Origin of the sequence: Paraburkholderia sp. USG1 (assembly GCF_031570135.1) — a bacterium.
Classification (GTDB): Bacteria; Pseudomonadota; Gammaproteobacteria; order Burkholderiales; family Burkholderiaceae; genus Paraburkholderia; species Paraburkholderia dioscoreae.
Genome location: NZ_JAMWXW010000012.1, coordinates 186,448 through 201,843, shown reverse-complemented (window position 1 = coordinate 201,843; position 15,396 = coordinate 186,448). Strand labels below are relative to the sequence as shown.

The window sequence follows — 15,396 nt, the reverse complement described above, 5'->3', positions numbered from 1 at the left end:
ACCCGCGACCTTCTCCTTAGCAGGGAGGTGCTCTATCCGCTGAGCTAACGGCCTACATTGCCGCCTCGTGAGAAGCGGCAACGGGAACGAGTCTATTTGAGCAAAGAAACAAAATCAATATGTCTGACGAAGCACACCGTGTAATCGAAACAACGAAAAAGCAATGGGGGATCAAGTGAGCATTGTCTCGAACGCAGAATTGGTCGAGCTGACTGGCGGCCTGACGCAAGGTGCCGCACAAATTCGTTGGATCAAGAGAGCGCTCGGCATCGACGCGCCGCGTAAGGTCGATGGTCACCCGCTTCTCACATGGGAGCAGGTCAACCGCGAGCCGGGCGCACAGCGCCGCACGGCTCCAAAGTGGAAGAACGCCGCATGAGAAAGCCTGTGCGCGACGGCCTCCTGCCACGCATGGAGCCGCGCAAAACCAAAAAAGGCTTCACTTATCGCTATCACCCGGTCGGCGGCAAGCCGATCAACCTGGGCAGCGACCGTGTCGAGGCGATCCGCAAGGTGCTCGACATGACCGGCGCCGGCGACGACATCGGCACGATCGCGCGGCTGTGGGAGCAGTTTCAGGAGACTCCCGGCTGGAAGCGCTATTCGCAATACACACGGGCAGACTATACCCAGTGCTCGCTCAAGCTACTGGAGATCTTCGGCGACGTGCGGGCATCGGACATCGATGCGACCGACGTCGCGCGCTATCTGCGGAAGGAGCGCGCCGACGCGCCGGTCCGCGCCAACCGAGAGGCCGCGCTGCTATCCAACCTCATCGGCCTGGCGATAGAGCGCGGCGAGGCGAAGCACAACCCTTGCCGCGAGGTGAAGCGCAATGAAGAGCAGCCGCGCACCGAGGCGCCCGAGCCGGCCGATTTCGCCGCGTTTGCACAATGGCTTTCCGCCCAAGGTGGCCAGCGCGCAATGATCGGCATGGCAGCTGAGTACGCCGCCGGCGCAGGGAATCGGAAGGTGGAGTTTCTGGATCTCGCGTGGCCGCAGATCGACCGGGCCGCCGGCCACATTCGGATCAAGCGCGCAAAGCAGCGCGGCAAGAAACGAGGCGAAGTGATTGAGCAGATCGAGATCACGCCGCATATCACTCACCTGCTCGATCGGCTCGACGCCGTTCGCAAAAACGATTGCCTGTATGTATTTCCAAACCGGTCAGGTAACGCATATACGCAAGCCGGGTTCAAGGCTATGTGGCAGAAATTGATGGTCGAGGCGCTGCAGAAGCAAGTCATTGCGCACCGTTTCACGTTTCACGACCTCCGGGCCTATTACGTGACCCAACACAAGGCGGAACGCGGCGCGCTTCCCGACCTGCACGCCAACCCGGCGACGACGGCGCGCGTCTACGACAGAAGCCGGATTGTGAAGCGGAAAGCACTGTGAAACGTGGGAACGAAGTTGGAAAAACCCTTAATAATCAGCGCCAAGTTTACGACTTGCATTCCCATTCATCGCTCTTAAACCCTTGTTGTGGCTGTATGGATATACAGGATTGTGATTCCTGTTGTCGTGGGTTCGAGCCCCATCAGCCACCCCAAAGAATTCAAGCGGTAAAGTTTTATGAACGGCGTTGTGAGAAATCACTGCGCCGTTTTTGTTTTGGCTTGGCTGTACGGTTTTCAACCGCTTCAGCGCGCCGCGCCGGAAACGTTAGCTCCGCCCTCATCCGTTTCAGCCGAAAGCCGTCCCGTGTTGCGCAGGGCCGATAGCACATCCTCGATTCGAGCGTCGTCAAGCAGGCGCCGGCCGGCGCGCAGGCGTCGTGCGTTCGTCAAATCAATGGCACGCTGCAAATCGGAAGTTTCAGCGGCGATATACACGGCCATCCCGTAGCCGTATCGATCGGCGAGTGTGTAGTCGAAGAAGTATTTCATGCTTCCGTTTTCGGCAGCCGCACCGAAAACTTTACAGCGAGGCCGTCAAGGCTTCTGATCACGCCTTCCCCGTGGCGTCATTCCCGATACCGCTAATCGCCCTGGCGCCCTGCCATCGCCAGACACGGCACCTTCGCCGGAATGAGCCCATCGCCGGTCAGTGCTGACTCGCATTCAGCAGCATCCATATCTGCTTGTGAGGCTCACCCGCCAGAATGCGAGCGAACACCGCCTTGCAGCGTACGCAGGTGTAGTGCTCCTCCACCCGCACATCCTTGACCGCCCCTCGATTATTCAGCGTCAGCCTGCCGTGCGGGCCTCGGCTGGCCGGCTGGCCGGCTGGCCGTAAAGCTCGGCGCAAGCGGCGCACGGTTGAATCCATAGGTCCATCAGAGTGCTCTCCCAAGCCACGGATTCAGATCGATATTCGCTGGAATCACGCTCCGTCCGCCACTTTTAACCCCGCCGTGATCCGGGCCTTTAATCCCGTGAAACCCGTGCCAGACGGGGTCGGACCGTCGCTCACGCTTGTCCCGCCTACGTCAAGCCGATTATTTCAGAATCAAGAACAGTAATTTCAGATTATCGGCACAAATTCTCGATAGTAGGGGTATACACTGCTTTCCATCGACGTTGCAGACACACCTCACCGGCCCCTGCGACGCCTTCCTTGAAATGAAGTCGAAACGTTCCCGGAGTCACACCATGAAGACCAAGCTCATCGCCGCCCTGCTGGTTGCTGTTTCTGCCTCGATCGCCGCTCCCGCTTTCGCTAGCGGCTACGGCCCGGCACCGTTCTACCGTCCGTCGGTCGGCGCACCGGCTTCGCAACAAGGCCAGAACGCACAAACCGTCGCAGCTGAACGCGCTAATGCTGAATCGAATGCCTACGGCGGCGTGAAGAACGTGTCGTCGCAATCGGGTGCCAAAGAGCCGGTTTCGGGCCCGCAATCGGTTTTCTTCGGCCACTAAGCAGTAGCCGTTGAACCGGCTACCTCACGAGAGCAACCGGTAAACTGGGCGCCGCGCATGCAGTATCGATGCTGGCGCCCAGTTGCGTTTACCCGTTCCACAACCGTTCCTCTGCGGCTCCACAACCGGCCACTGCTGCCAGCGTGCTGCTCATTGTCACCGCTTCGCGACGCCGCGGCGGCTTATTTCTCCTCGGGCGACTAAACGGCAAGGCCCGCGTCGATCACTGAGCGCGCCGCCTGGAAGCCTGCTTCGGCGGCGGCATGCTCCGTGGACCACAAGCTGTCTATATGCACGAGCCGCCAGTCGACCACCACCGCGTCGTCCCGCAACACCCGAAAATGTGCCTTGACGCCCGTCAGCACCTGTTCGACGGCGACGTCGATGTCGTAGTCCTGATAGCGCTCCTGATAGTCCCCCATGTCGAGGCCTTTCGGCTCCATGTTCGCCTCCGTGATATCGCCGCGAATATGACGGCCAGACTCGCCCGGCGAGCGTGCTCGACGGCTCGCGAAGCGAAGCGACGCGGCGCTGCTCCGACGATCAATCGCAATCGCCCGACAGGTATTGCCGGCCGTTGCAGGTAATCTCGACGTTGCCGCCGCTCGCATCGGCAACCAGTCCGCCCGCCAGCAATTCGGCAGCAACGGACTGCGCCAGTTCGGGCGCCGGCTGTCCGACGCCGACATCGTTCAGACGCCGCAAGGCTTCAACCGCTTCGGGACTCAATGACTTCGACATGGCCGTCTCCGTCTACATGATCAATTCATCCTAGCAAGTTTCGGGGGCGTATGCAGGCCATGTACGTGCGGGCGCGTCGAGGCACGCGGGTTGCGTGGCGGGAGTCATCCCATCAGCGTGACGGCGGCGAAACCGGCAGGCGGCGTCGCCAAGGAGAACGGCAATGGAGCGCAACAGATGGACAGTGCTGACAGCGAGCGCCGCGCTGGCGATAGCCGGCACGAGCGGCACCGCGACATTCGCGCAAACGGCGAAACCAGGACAAGCGCAGCAGGCAGAACAACCCACGCAAAAAACGGCGCAAACCACAGCGCCGGGCGACAATTCATCGATGGTCAAACCGCCCGAGTCCGCGTCGGGCTCAAGCGGATCGAGCAATCCTGACAACATGCCGATCAAGCGCCCGCGCAAGCCCACCAACGACAGGATGATGCACGAGCCGCCCGCGAGCGGCGCGAACGCGAAATAGCGCGGGCCTCACAGGCGCGCGATCGAAACCTCCGTCGACTTCACCAGCGCGACCACCTCCGAGCCGACCTTCAGCTCGAGTTCGTCGACGGAGCGCGTGGTGATCACCGAGGTGACGATACCGAACGGCGTATCCACGTCGACTTCGGACACCACAGGTCCGCGGATGATTTCCTTGACCTTGCCTTTGAACTGATTGCGTACGTTGATTGCGGAAATGCTCATATCGGGTGACTCCAGAGAAGCGATTGAGAACAGTCAGTCAAGGAATGTCAGACGGCCCAGCGGACGTCTGTCGGCCGCCTCGCGCGGCCTTCGTCACGTGCGTCGTACGCACGATCGGACAACGCGTCGTCATTCGGCGCCGTCTTCAGTACGCGCTGCAACACATGCTCTTCGAGCGCGGCGAAACCGGCCGACGCGCGCGCGCGCGGACGCGCCAGCGGCACCGGCTGATCGAGTGCGATGCGTCCTTCCTCGATCAGCAGAATCCGGTCGCCGAGCGCCACGGCTTCATGCACGTCGTGCGTGACCAGCAGCGCGGTGAATCGATGTTCGCGCCACAGGCGCTCGATCAACGCGTGCATTTCGAGGCGCGTCAACGCATCGAGCGCGCCGAGCGGTTCATCAAGCAGCAGCAATTGCGGCCGATGCACGAGCGCCCGCGCCAGCGCCACGCGCTGACGCTGACCGCCGGAAAGCTGCGCGGGCCAGTCGTTGGCGCGCTCCAGCAGGCCGACTTCGGCGAGCACGGCGCGGGCATCCTCGCGCGCGCTGCGGCCAAGGCCCAGCATCACGTTCTGCAGCACGCTCTTCCAGGGCAACAGACGCGCGTCCTGGAACATGATGCGGGTGTCGAGCGCGCCGCCGTCTTCGTTGCGCTTTTCGAGCACGCCCGCGGTAGCCTTTTCCAGACCGGCGACGAGCCGCAGCAAGGTGGATTTCCCGCAGCCGCTGCGGCCGACAATCGCCACGAAGCTGCCGCGCTCGATCGACAGATCGAAACCGGACAGCACCTTGCGTTCGCCGTACCGCTTGCCGACGCCGCGCAACTCCACCGAATAATCCGCGGCGCGGCGGGCGTCGTCGCGCGCCAGTGCGCCGGCCGGCAGTTGCGCATCACCCCGCGCAGCGACGCGGGCATGATGATGCGTCGCTTCGGCGTGCTCCTGGTCCGCGGCTTCGTTCGCGTCGTGATCGACGGTGCGTGCTTGCGCCAGTTCGGCTTCGAGATCGCTGCCGGCAATCCCACCGAACGACGCCGACAATGTCGTTGCGTTCATGGCTTCGCTCCTCGTTGGTAGGCCGGATGCCAACGTAGCGAGACGCGCTCGAGGCTCTTGGCCAGCACGTCGGCGAGCTTGCCGAGCGCGGCGTAGAGCAGAATGCCGACCACCACCACATCGGTTTGCAGAAACTCGCGCGCATTCATCGTCATGTAGCCGATGCCCGATTGCGCGGAAATGGTCTCGGCGACAATCAGCGTGACCCACATCAGCCCGAACGCGAAACGCACACCGACCAGAATCGACGGCAACGCGCCCGGCAGAATCACATGCCGGTATAACGCGAAACCTCTCACGCCATAACTGCGCGCCATTTCGATCAGATTGGCATCGACTGAACGGATGCCGTGGAAGGTGTTCACGTAGATCGGGAAAAACACGCCCAGCGCGACGAGAAACACCTTCGCTTCCTCCTCGATGCCGAACCACAGGATCACGAGTGGAATCATCGCGAGTGCCGGGATGTTGCGGACCATCTGCACGGTCGAATCGAGCACGATCTCGGCGGGTTTGAACAGACCCGTGGCGAGCCCGAGCACGAGCCCGATGCCGCCGCCGATCGCAAAACCCGACACCGCGCGCCACGTGCTGACCTTCACGTCCGCCCACATTTCACCGGACTGGATCAGCGACCACGCGGCCTTCACGACCGCGAGCGGTTCGGGCAGCACGCGCGTGGACAACACGCCGCTCCTCGCGGCGAATTCCCACACCAGCAGAATCGCGAGCGGCGCGAGCCACGGCGCGAGATGCGCGCCGATCCGGCGCAACGTGTTCAAACCCGCGCCGGCCTCAACGGTTTCGTCCCGATCCGTACTTACAGTGGATTGAGCCATGCTTGCCTTCCTTATTGCCTGTCGATGATCGTGCATGCCGTTTGCAGCACTTGCACTCAGCTCGAACTGGCCGCCTTCGGCAGATAGTTGTTGCCGACGATCTCGCCGAACGGACCCGACAGCGGCCCGTTCGAAACCTTGTTCAGTCGGTTCGGCAGCAGCGGAAACACGAGTTCGGCGAAGCGATACGACTCTTCCAGATGCGGATAACCCGACAGAATGAAGGTCTCGATGCCGAGGTCCGTGTATTCCTTCATGAGCGCCGCCACCTGTTCCGGGTTGCCGACCAGCGCCGTGCCCGCGCCGCCGCGCACGAGGCCCACGCCCGCCCACAGATGCGGATAAACCTCGAGCTCCGCGCGGCCGCCGCGCTTGCCGCCGTGCAGCGCGGCCATCCGGCGTTGCCCTTCGGAGTCCATCTTCGAGAACGAGGCCTGGGCACGCGCGACGGTTTCGTCGTCGAGCTTGCTGATCAGCTTGTCGGCGGCGGCCCACGCTTCTTCTTCGGTCTCGCGCACGATCACGTGCAGACGAATCCCGAACTTGATCTGGCGGCCACGCGCCGCGGCGCGCGCGCGAATGTCGGCGATCTTCTTCGCCACTGCGGCCGGCGGCTCGCCCCACGTCAGATAGGTGTCGATATGCTCGCCCGCCATGTCGTGCGCGGCCGGCGACGAACCGCCGAACCACAGCGGCGGATGCGGGTGCTGCACGGGCGGATACAACGCCTTGCCGCCCTTCGAGCTCAGGTGCTTGCCTTCGAAGTCGATCGCGTCGTTGGTATGCGCGGCGGTGAGCAGCTTGCGCCAGATGTGCAGGAATTCGTCGGTGATTTCATAGCGCGTGTCGTGGTCGACGAACACGCCGTCGCCTTCCAGTTCCGCCGCATCGCCGCCGGTCACGACGTTGATCAGCAAACGCCCGTTCGACAGACGGTCGAACGTCGCCGCCATGCGCGCGGCCAGACCCGGCGACGAGATGCCCGGGCGAATCGCCACCAGGAATTTCAGCCGTTTGGTCGCGGCGATCAGGCTCGACGCGACCACCCACGCATCCTCGCATGAGCGCCCCGTCGGCAGCAGCACGCCCTCGTAGCCGAGCGTATCGGCGGCGACGGCGATCTGCTGGAAGTAGTCGTAATCGGCTGCGCGTGCGCCTTGGGACGTACCGAGATAGCGGCTGTCGCCGTGAGTCGGAATGAACCAGAACACATTCATTTGCTGCTCCTGCATGGTCGAAACTGGATTGAATGGAAACGGTGCGTCGAGTGCCGGCGCGCACGCGGCCGCGCGCATCCATCCGGCACGCAGCCGGGCGGTGCATCGCAAGGAGGCGGAAGAAACGCGGTAGCGGCGCTGGCTAGCGGCGGCAGCGGACCCGCCGGCGCGCGTGCGCCATGTGGCGGGTGAAGATCGGCATCAGGCAGGACATCGCGACGGCTTCCCTCGACCAAACGTGCGCGTCATGCGCTCGATTAAACAGCGACGGCGGCAAACGCCGTCTGTATGGAGAAACAGTCTAGGGATCGGGCTGTCGCTTTTGAACGATTTTTTTTAGCTTAGGTTTTCCACTTTCGTGATTAGCCCGACGCTAAAGCATACGGATCTTGCGCGTGATGCATGCGCGCAAGCGCGTGCGCCTCGCGGGAAAACGCCGGCCGCGCCAGGTTTTGCGCCCTATCCGGAGCCTGGCGTAAAGCGACAGCTCGGGGGGCGCTCTATATAATGGCGCACGTTTCCAATAACCCGGTGCAGGCCACGCGACAGCACGCCGCCTGTACCCTGGCGGTGCAATGCATGCAAAAACTCATCCTGCCGTTCGTCGCCGGTTTTCTGGCTTCCCTGTTCTTCCACGAATCGACGCTGGCGCTGCTGCATGCAGCCGGGATGATCGACCCAAGCGGTTTTTCGACCGCGCCGTTTTTACCGCTCGGGCTGCCTGAGTTCATCGCCAACGCGATCTGGAGCGCGTTCTGGGCCGTGCTGATGGCCTGGCTCCTGCGCGTCGCGCCGCATCGGCGTGCGCCGTGGGTGCCGGCCTTCGTGTTCGGTGGTATTGCCTTGACGGCGGCGGGTGTGTTCGTCGTCGATCCGTTGCGCGGCATCTGGCCGAGCGGCAACATGCTGCCGCGCCTCGCGGTGGGTTTCGCGGCGAATGCCATGTGGGGCTGGGGCGCGCTGGTGTTCATGCGCGCGTTCATGGCGAGCGAAGAGGAAGAATAGGAGCGAGCGGTGAGCGGCCGGTCTGACCGGCCGTTACATGGTTCGCAATGCTGCCATGCCGTTACGCCATTACGCCGTTATGCCGCTGCACCGTTATGCCACTGCACCACTACGCCGTTACGCCGCTCCCAAGCCGGCATAGTTTCCCGCTGTTCCGGGCTTAGGGCCTAACCGCGCAAATCCCGCAACGGGTGTTCGTTAGCCGGCCACGGACTCTCGAACATCTTCTCGACCTCAACGGCATTCACATCCTCAATGCGCGCAAAGCGCCAGCGCGGCGCGTTGTCCTTATCGATGATGCGCGCGCGAATCCCTTCGATCGTGTCGCCATGCAGAAAGCTCGAGCGCGTCAGATCGAGGTCGCAGCGCAGCACGTCCGCCATCGAACCCTCGGCGCGCGTCACCACTTCCAGCGACACCGCCATCGACAACGGCGAACGTTCGCGCAAGATCCCGATCATCTGTTCGGCCCAATCGGCGGCCTCGCCGTTGCGCTCGCTCTCGAGCGAGGCGAGAATCCGCGCGACATCGGGTAACGCGAAGTGGCGGTCGATCAGCGCACGCGCGTTCGCCAGCAACGACGCCTCGGGCCGCGGCACGACCTGGTGCGCCAGCGCCTCACGTTCGATGCACGCCACCACGTCCGCGCCTCGCTCGAACAGCTCGCTGCGCAGCGTATCGACGAGCGCGGGCAATGCCGCGTCCTCGATGTAGGTGTCGGCCAGACCCGCGTAGAGCGCGTCGGCCGCGTCGATCGTCTCGCCGGTCACGGACAGATAGCGCCCGATCGCGCCGGGCGTGCGGGCCAGAAACCAGCTCGCGCCGACATCGGGAAAGAGTCCAATACGGGTTTCGGGCATGGCCATTCTGGTCGAGTCGGTGACGACGCGCAGGCCGCCGGTGCGATGCGCGCCCTGCGAAATACCCATGCCGCCGCCCATCACGACGCCGTTCATCAACGCGATATACGGCTTCGGATAAGTGAAGATCGCGTGATTGAGCCGGTATTCCTCGATAAAAAACGTGTCGCGCGCGTCATGCTCGCCGCGTTGCGCCGTCTCGTACAGAAAGCGGACGTCGCCGCCCGCGCAAAACGCGCGCGGGTGCTGGCTGCGTATCACGACGGCGAGCACATCGGGATTTTCACGCCACTGGTCGAGCGCCGCGTGGATTGCGCGAATCATGCCGGTGGACAGCGCGTTGAGCGCTTTCGGCCTTTCCAGTTCGATGAAACCGATGCGGTTGGCTACGTAAGTCGCGACTTCGTCGCTGACGGCGGGCGAGGCGGAAATGGACATGGGGAGCTAAGCGCAACGGCGCAAAGTGAGGTGGAATTGAACGTTATCATGCACTCGGGGCTTTGCGCCTAACGGCGGGCGCGGCGACACCGGCCGTTGCCGCTTGCGCCGGCTTCTTGCCCGACGGCTGAGCGACGGGTTCGCGGTGCGGTTCCGGCTTCGGTTCCGACTTCGGTTCCGACTTCGGTTCCGACTTCGCCGGCGGCTCGGCGCTCGCGCGCGGAGATTTCTTCTTGCGCGTGCCGCCGGTAGTCGCGCTGCTCCGCGACCGCGCGGAGTTTTCCGTTGCCTGCGACGCACCCAGCCAGGTATCCAGCGCGACGGCCACGACAGTCTCGAGCGATGTAGCCGGAAATACCGGACACGTGAGATTCAGTGCAACGATGCCGTGCAAGGTCGCCCAGAATGCCTCGGCCCACACCGCCAGATCCGTCGATGCCGGCAACCCGCCAGCCGCTTTGAGTTCTTCGAGCGCGGCGATCATGATGTGCAACGCGGCCTCGCCGGGGTCGTCCTCGGGCGCGGCCGCCTCACCGTTCGCCGCCTGCGCCGCCGCGATTCCGGAGTCCTCGTCCCGCGCCGCCTTGTCCTTGCCCGCACCTCTCGCCGCGCCGCCCATTGCCGCGCCGGTATAGCTCGGATCTTCCATAAAGATCAGCCGGTACGTTTCAGGATGCGCGACGCCGAACGCCACGTAAGCCCGCCCCAGCGCCTTGAGCCGCTCCGCCGGATCGGCAAGGCGCGCGAGCGGCACGAATGTCTCCAGCAGTTGCGCATAGCCTTCCGCGCACAACGCCTGCGCGATCTCGTCACGACTCGCAAAGTGAAGGTAGAGCGTGGCCGGTGAATATTCGATGGCGTCGGCGATCTTGCGCATGGAGAGCGCGGCAAAGCCTTCGCGCATCACGATGCGGCGGGCGGCATCGAGGATGCGCTCGCGCAGTGCCTGTTTCTGGCGGTTCTTTCGTTCAGCGATTCCCATGGCGAACATTCTCGGGTTGACAAACTGAAAAGTCAAATTAAACTGAACACCGTTCACTAAACAGTGTTCACTAAATTTTCAACCGTCAGACAACGTTAGTCCATTTATGCGGCCGCGATACGGCGCCGCTTCGAGGAGTCGTCATGCAAGGCACAGGCAAAGTGGGTTTATTCGGAGCCGCGGGCGCGGCCGGTCAGAGCATTGCTGCGGCGCTCGGCGCTGCGGGCCGCGACTACCGGGCCGTCGGCCGTTCGCGCGGGCCGCTGGAGGCCGCGTTCGGCCGCGACCCGCGCGCGGAGATCGTCACGTGGAATCCGGACGACCCCGCTTCGATCCGCGCGGCGGCAGAGGGTCTGCAGACTGTGATCTATCTGGTCGGCGTGCCCTACGATCAGTTTGCCGCGCACCCGCCGCTGATGGAGCGAACCCTCGCCGGCGTCACGGCGGCGGGCGTCGAGCGTTTCATTCTGATCGGCACGGTGTATCCGTACGGCCGCGCGCAGGGCAATCCGATCAGCGAAAAGCATCCGCGCGAGCCGCACACGTTCAAAGGCCGGATGCGGCTCGCGCAGGAAAATCTGGTATTGGCGGCGCACGGACGGGACGGCCTCTCGACCCTCGTGTTGCGTCTGCCCGACTTCTACGGCCCATGCATCGAGCGCAGCCTGCTGAACGGCGTGTTCGAAGGCGCCGCAACCGGCAAGCGCGCGCAGATGATCGGCCCGCTGGACGTCCCGCATGAATTCATCTATCTGCCGGATGTCGGGCCGGTGGTCGAAAAGCTCACGCGCACGCCCGCAGCGTATGGGCGCTGGTGGCACCTTGCCGGCGCGGGCACCATCACGCAGCGCGAAGTCGCGCGGCAGGCCTACGCGCTGGCCGGCCGCGCACCGAAGCTGATGGTGGCCGGCAAGACGCTGCTGCGCCTGCTCGGCCTGTTCAATCCGTTGATGCGGGAACTGGTGGAGATGAACTACCTGATGACCGAACCGGTCGTGCTCGACGATTCGGCGTTGACGGAACTGATCGGCCCGATCGCCAGGACGTCTTACGAGGAAGGCATCCGCCATGCTTTCGACGCCGCGCGCGAGGCGGCAGCGCCGAAGGCTGGAACAAACGGCAGCACCGCGAACGCGGTTTGATCGGGCGCGCGAAGAAGACAGACGCGCCAGGAGCGGCGCTCGCGCCTCGTTACCGGCCAGCGAGCGGCCTTTTGCGCCGATGTATGCGCCGATGTATAAAAGCTCGCCCAGGCTCGCCCCGTCCGCTCAGTTCCAACGGCCGCGCTCAATTACGGTCAGTTGTCATCAACCGGCTACGTTGCCCGGTGGAAAGTGGCCGCTTTTCAGCAGCACGGGCGTGCCGTTACTGATCTGCAAGTGCTCGCGCGCCACCGCCTCGATGCGCCGACGCCCGGCGTCGAACGCGCGCATCCAGCCTTCCAGGTCTTCGGAATAGGCGCCGAAGTGATCTTCGAGCGCTTCGACCGAGATCGCGCACGGCACGGGCTCGCCGTCCACCAGCGCGGGAAAGACAACGGTCAGATTGGAGTCGCGGTAAGCGGGCGCGTCCGCAGGAAACCGAATTTCCATGGTCGCCTCATCAGAAAGATCCGACAGGAAACCGGTGCCGGCGAGAACCGGCCGGCCCCGGACAACGTCGATATGGTACTCGCGCGGCCGGACCGCGGTCCAGCCTGCCGCGGCGCTTTCATCGGCGGTTTTGTCGATGCTCCAGGCGACGGCCTTTTCCCCTTGACGCGCCGCCATCAACTGCCTCCCAGCAGGCGGTCGACGTAATCGCGCGCCGCCTGCTCGACGAACACGAGCGCCTCCTCTTCGCTGCCGAAGCGCTGCCCGTCGCCGAGTTCAAGCAGCGTTTCCATCCGATGAGGATCGTCCGGGCCATGTTCAGCGAGACTCACCGAGCCGACGTAAGTGCCGCTCGCGCCGCCGGCCGATGTAGCCGGTGTGTCGACCGCCGGTACGAGGCGCGCGGCGGCGCTAATGTAATAACCGCGATAAGGGCCGCTGACCCGTTCAGCCATATTCGTTCTCCTCGTTGCAATTCGAGTTCATGAGCGGACGCCGCGTGGATCCGCGCCCGATACGCCTGTCTGCGTCGACCTCCGTTGGCCCTACGGTGCACATGCTCCGCCCGAGTTGCACGCAAGTCGGCACGCCGCAGCCAACCAGTATGTAAGGCGCCTTGCGAGCCGATTAGTTCTGTAGCGGCCAGCAACGCGATTTCTCGATCGCACTTGTTCGGCTCGCGCCGGTCGAACGGGACCACCGGCACGATCCGTGCCGCCGCGACGACGCCTTTTCCAGTTCAGCGAGCGCAATATGGGAAAATATTTTCTGCAAGACCACGAACTGCCCGAACCGGATGCGGCAAACAAATGGTTTGCCTACGCGGAAAGCCACGGCATCGACATACCGAAAGCCATCAGCATCTGGGAAGACGCGGCCACCGAGAAAGGCACTGAAAGCCGCCGGCTGGTCAGCGCGGCGGGCATTACGATCGAAACGCCCTGAGATCGCCGTGAATCAGCAGCCGCGCCCGGTTGGCGCGACACGCCCGAACGTCTCAATCTGAAAGGAAACATCACGATGCATTTCATGACGCAACTGCGCCGCGCCGGCCGCCTCGACCGCCCCCGAACCCGTGCAGCGCTTGCGCTGGTTCGCCGGACGTCGCTCGCGGCCGCCCTTCCCGCCGCCGTGCTGTTGGGCGTGGGCCTCGCCGGCTGCGCATCGTCGAACACCACGTCGCTGATCAACCTGCCGAACGGGCAGACCGGTTTCGCCGTGAATTGCAGCGGCGCCGACGCCGCTTCCAGCTGGGCCTCGTGCTACGTGCAGGCCGGCAAGGCATGCGGCGCGACGGGCTATGACATCGTGTCGAAAGACAATGACGAAGGCGGCACGGCGGGCGGCAGCGTCACGAACGTCGTCTCCGCCAACGTGAAGAACCGTTCGATGATCGTGCGCTGCAAATAAGAAGAAGCGAACCCGAAGCTCGTGGGTCGGCGCGAGTGCTCAGTGCGCCTGCATCTTCGAGAACATGTTCAGCACGGCGACGCCGGCAATGATCAGCCCGAGGCCGATAATGGCCGGCACGTCGGGCACCTGCCGGTACAACACCACCGCGACCAGCGTGATCAGCACGATGCCGGCACCGGACCATACCGCATAGACGATGCCGACCGGAATACTCCTGAGCGTCAGCGACAGGCAATAGAACGCCACGCCATAGCCGAGCACCACCACCGCTGAAGGCAGCAACCGCGAGAAACCGTCCGACGCGCGCATTGCGGAGGTTGCAATCACTTCGGCCACAATGGCGATGCCTAGCAATGCATAAGCGGGCAGCCGCATCGCTTCAGGCCTTTGCAAGCGCGAGCTTGCTGTAGTCGTGGCCGAGGTGCGCGCACAGCGCTTCCACCACCAGTTCGTGATCGGCGCGTTGCGGCAAACCCGACACCGTGATCGAACCGATCACGCCCACGCCCGCCACCGTCAGCGGAAACGCACCGCCGTGCGACGCATATTCCGTATTGGGCAAGCCGTGCTTGTCGGCGAGCGTGCTGCCGGCCTGCTGCATCTTCAGACCGATCGCGTACGAACTGCGGCGAAAATGCGCGACCGTATTGCCTTTGCGGCGCGCCCAATCGACGTTGTCCGGCGTGGCGCCGTCGAGCAGACTGAAGAACAGCGGCTGGCCGAAAGTGCGCACGTCGATCGCAGCGGGGATGCCACGCGCCTTGGCGACCTCATGCAGATAGGCACCGACCTGCCACGCGCGGTCGGGATCGAAATGGGGAAACACCAGGGCATGTTCCTGAGCGGCAATCACCTGCAGATCGTGAGCGATATCCATGAGGGTTCGGGGCAACATAGGAGGTGAAGCGTACGCCGCCGTGCAGACACGGCGGCGCCGCGAAGAGAACCTGAATTCTAGCGCAGCGTCTTACGTGTGCCTTCCGGCATGCGACGCGGGCAATGCGTGCGGCGACTTTGAGGAGATCGCGGCGCCGGCCGCGAGATAGGTGGATTGAAGCCGGTTCTTAATTAGCTGTTGCATAGTCATGCACTTTCTTCTATAATCTTTTCTTCGACGGACGCGGGGTGGAGCAGTCTGGCAGCTCGTCGGGCTCATAACCCGAAGGTCGTAGGTTCAAATCCTACCCCCGCAACCAAGTGCATCAAGACTCCGTCGGCAGGGCAATTGCAATGCTTTTTGCTAATCTGTCCCGAACTGAAACCCGCCACGAGCGGGTTTTTTGTTGTCCGCTCGCTTTGCGAATGACTCGCTGCGGTTAATCAGCAAGCTGGCGAAGGCGGAACTCTCTTCGTTCACTCCCACACTTCCGGCAAAGTCCGCCACTCGCATTTCCGGACCATCAGCGATCCGGTCATACCGATAGATGCTCGCGTCGCACCGGTCGCTAACTCACTGGGCTGTGTCGAAAAAGGGTGAACGCAAATGTACCTCGCGCTCGTTGGGTGGGAAGGTCGCTAATCCTTGCGCCGCGATAAATCCATGCGCAGCGTTATCAGGTGTGGGCAATTCACTGCGTTGGGCAACAATGAGTGCAACCCGGTGCGGCGCGAATGCCCGCTCGCAGTCGATCCGACACATCCACATAACGCCTTGGGCCTGGCTTCGTCGTCACGGCCTGCGGAACCACGTCATCCAA

At 63.4% G+C, this 15,396-nt stretch carries 21 protein-coding genes and 2 tRNA genes; 10 read left to right on the top strand and 13 right to left on the bottom strand.

Annotated features, from left to right (window positions below; genetic code table 11):
- Positions 1 to 163: 163 nt before the first annotated feature.
- From NE850_RS18015 to NE850_RS18005, 3 genes are all read left to right on the top strand, one after another.
- Positions 164 to 379, top strand: a complete 216-nt coding sequence (locus NE850_RS18015) for a DUF4224 domain-containing protein (RefSeq protein ID WP_310699031.1) — start codon at positions 164 to 166, stop codon at positions 377 to 379.
- Positions 376 to 1,398: a tyrosine-type recombinase/integrase gene (locus NE850_RS18010; RefSeq protein WP_310699030.1), complete on the top strand. Its 1,023-nt coding sequence runs from the start codon at positions 376 to 378 to the stop codon at positions 1,396 to 1,398. Before NE850_RS18015 ends, NE850_RS18010 begins: the two co-directional genes overlap by 4 nt.
- Before the next feature lie 87 nt (positions 1,399 to 1,485).
- Positions 1,486 to 1,552: transfer RNA gene (locus NE850_RS18005), tRNA-OTHER, on the top strand.
- A 91-nt stretch (positions 1,553 to 1,643) separates the two neighbouring features.
- On the opposite strand, the gene NE850_RS18000 is transcribed toward NE850_RS18005, so the two are convergent.
- Complete coding sequence (locus NE850_RS18000; protein WP_007182141.1) at positions 1,644 to 1,889, bottom strand: hypothetical protein; 246 nt, start codon at positions 1,887 to 1,889, stop codon at positions 1,644 to 1,646.
- 705 nt (positions 1,890 to 2,594) lie between these two features.
- On the opposite strand from NE850_RS18000, the gene NE850_RS17995 reads away from it, so the two are divergent.
- Positions 2,595 to 2,861 carry a hypothetical protein gene (locus tag NE850_RS17995; RefSeq protein ID WP_007182143.1) on the top strand — a complete coding sequence of 89 codons (267 nt, stop codon included), beginning with the start codon at positions 2,595 to 2,597 and terminating at the stop codon, positions 2,859 to 2,861.
- 200 nt (positions 2,862 to 3,061) lie between these two features.
- Here the strand turns inward: NE850_RS17995 and NE850_RS17990 are convergent, their stop codons facing one another.
- Positions 3,062 to 3,304: a DUF6566 family protein gene (locus NE850_RS17990; protein ID WP_007182144.1), complete on the bottom strand. Its 243-nt coding sequence runs from the start codon at positions 3,302 to 3,304 to the stop codon at positions 3,062 to 3,064.
- A gap of 100 nt (positions 3,305 to 3,404) precedes the next feature.
- A complete protein-coding gene (locus NE850_RS17985) occupies positions 3,405 to 3,602 on the bottom strand; it encodes a hypothetical protein (protein ID WP_007182145.1) in 198 nt (65 codons plus the stop codon).
- A gap of 163 nt (positions 3,603 to 3,765) precedes the next feature.
- On the opposite strand from NE850_RS17985, the gene NE850_RS17980 reads away from it, so the two are divergent.
- Positions 3,766 to 4,071, top strand: a complete 306-nt coding sequence (locus NE850_RS17980) for a hypothetical protein (RefSeq protein ID WP_007182146.1) — start codon at positions 3,766 to 3,768, stop codon at positions 4,069 to 4,071.
- An 8-nt stretch (positions 4,072 to 4,079) separates the two neighbouring features.
- Here NE850_RS17980 and NE850_RS17975 read toward each other — a convergent pair whose 3' ends face one another.
- The 4 genes from NE850_RS17975 to ssuD are packed head-to-tail and all read right to left on the bottom strand — an operon-like array spanning position 4,080 to position 7,409.
- Positions 4,080 to 4,295 carry a molybdopterin-binding protein gene (locus tag NE850_RS17975; protein WP_007182147.1) on the bottom strand — a complete coding sequence of 72 codons (216 nt, stop codon included), beginning with the start codon at positions 4,293 to 4,295 and terminating at the stop codon, positions 4,080 to 4,082.
- Between the two features lie 47 nt (positions 4,296 to 4,342).
- Positions 4,343 to 5,353, bottom strand: a complete 1,011-nt coding sequence (locus tag NE850_RS17970; RefSeq protein WP_007182148.1) for an ATP-binding cassette domain-containing protein — start codon at positions 5,351 to 5,353, stop codon at positions 4,343 to 4,345.
- On the bottom strand, positions 5,350 to 6,192 hold the full coding sequence (ssuC, locus tag NE850_RS17965) for an aliphatic sulfonate ABC transporter permease SsuC (RefSeq protein ID WP_007182149.1): 843 nt from the start codon (positions 6,190 to 6,192) through the stop codon (positions 5,350 to 5,352). The genes NE850_RS17970 and ssuC overlap by 4 nt, the downstream gene beginning before the upstream one ends.
- Before the next feature lie 56 nt (positions 6,193 to 6,248).
- Positions 6,249 to 7,409: an FMNH2-dependent alkanesulfonate monooxygenase gene (ssuD, locus tag NE850_RS17960; protein ID WP_007182150.1), complete on the bottom strand. Its 1,161-nt coding sequence runs from the start codon at positions 7,407 to 7,409 to the stop codon at positions 6,249 to 6,251.
- A gap of 579 nt (positions 7,410 to 7,988) precedes the next feature.
- On the opposite strand from ssuD, the gene NE850_RS17955 reads away from it, so the two are divergent.
- The gene (locus NE850_RS17955; RefSeq protein WP_035518635.1) at positions 7,989 to 8,414 is read left to right on the top strand and encodes a hypothetical protein; all 426 of its coding nucleotides are present in this window, start codon (positions 7,989 to 7,991) and stop codon (positions 8,412 to 8,414) included.
- Positions 8,415 to 8,581: 167 nt separating this feature from the next.
- Here NE850_RS17955 and NE850_RS17950 read toward each other — a convergent pair whose 3' ends face one another.
- Together NE850_RS17950 and NE850_RS17945 are read right to left on the bottom strand one after the other, a co-directional pair.
- Complete coding sequence (locus tag NE850_RS17950) at positions 8,582 to 9,712, bottom strand: enoyl-CoA hydratase/isomerase family protein (RefSeq protein ID WP_007182152.1); 1,131 nt, start codon at positions 9,710 to 9,712, stop codon at positions 8,582 to 8,584.
- Positions 9,713 to 9,758: 46 nt separating this feature from the next.
- Positions 9,759 to 10,694, bottom strand: a complete 936-nt coding sequence (locus tag NE850_RS17945; protein WP_310699029.1) for a TetR family transcriptional regulator — start codon at positions 10,692 to 10,694, stop codon at positions 9,759 to 9,761.
- Positions 10,695 to 10,837: 143 nt separating this feature from the next.
- Between NE850_RS17945 and NE850_RS17940 the strand changes: the two genes are divergently transcribed.
- Positions 10,838 to 11,836, top strand: coding sequence for an NAD-dependent epimerase/dehydratase family protein (locus NE850_RS17940; RefSeq protein WP_007182154.1), 999 nt, complete (start codon positions 10,838 to 10,840; stop codon positions 11,834 to 11,836).
- Positions 11,837 to 12,001: 165 nt separating this feature from the next.
- On the opposite strand, the gene NE850_RS17935 is transcribed toward NE850_RS17940, so the two are convergent.
- Entirely contained in the window at positions 12,002 to 12,463 is a 462-nt protein-coding gene (locus tag NE850_RS17935) for a DUF1488 domain-containing protein (protein WP_007182155.1), read from the bottom strand.
- Positions 12,463 to 12,741: a hypothetical protein gene (locus NE850_RS17930; RefSeq protein WP_007182156.1), complete on the bottom strand. Its 279-nt coding sequence runs from the start codon at positions 12,739 to 12,741 to the stop codon at positions 12,463 to 12,465. The genes NE850_RS17935 and NE850_RS17930 overlap by 1 nt, the downstream gene beginning before the upstream one ends.
- A gap of 298 nt (positions 12,742 to 13,039) precedes the next feature.
- Between NE850_RS17930 and NE850_RS17925 the strand changes: the two genes are divergently transcribed.
- On the top strand, positions 13,040 to 13,231 hold the full coding sequence (locus NE850_RS17925; protein ID WP_007182157.1) for a hypothetical protein: 192 nt from the start codon (positions 13,040 to 13,042) through the stop codon (positions 13,229 to 13,231).
- A gap of 75 nt (positions 13,232 to 13,306) precedes the next feature.
- Positions 13,307 to 13,696: a hypothetical protein gene (locus NE850_RS17920; RefSeq protein WP_007182158.1), complete on the top strand. Its 390-nt coding sequence runs from the start codon at positions 13,307 to 13,309 to the stop codon at positions 13,694 to 13,696.
- Between the two features lie 39 nt (positions 13,697 to 13,735).
- Here NE850_RS17920 and NE850_RS17915 read toward each other — a convergent pair whose 3' ends face one another.
- Together NE850_RS17915 and NE850_RS17910 are read right to left on the bottom strand one after the other, a co-directional pair.
- Positions 13,736 to 14,068, bottom strand: coding sequence for a DMT family transporter (locus NE850_RS17915; RefSeq protein WP_405044856.1), 333 nt, complete (start codon positions 14,066 to 14,068; stop codon positions 13,736 to 13,738).
- A 10-nt stretch (positions 14,069 to 14,078) separates the two neighbouring features.
- The gene (locus NE850_RS17910) at positions 14,079 to 14,576 is read right to left on the bottom strand and encodes a heme-degrading domain-containing protein (RefSeq protein WP_310699027.1); all 498 of its coding nucleotides are present in this window, start codon (positions 14,574 to 14,576) and stop codon (positions 14,079 to 14,081) included.
- A gap of 242 nt (positions 14,577 to 14,818) precedes the next feature.
- Between NE850_RS17910 and NE850_RS17905 the strand changes: the two genes are divergently transcribed.
- Positions 14,819 to 14,895, top strand: a tRNA-Met gene (locus NE850_RS17905).
- Positions 14,896 to 15,396: the final 501 nt, after the last annotated feature.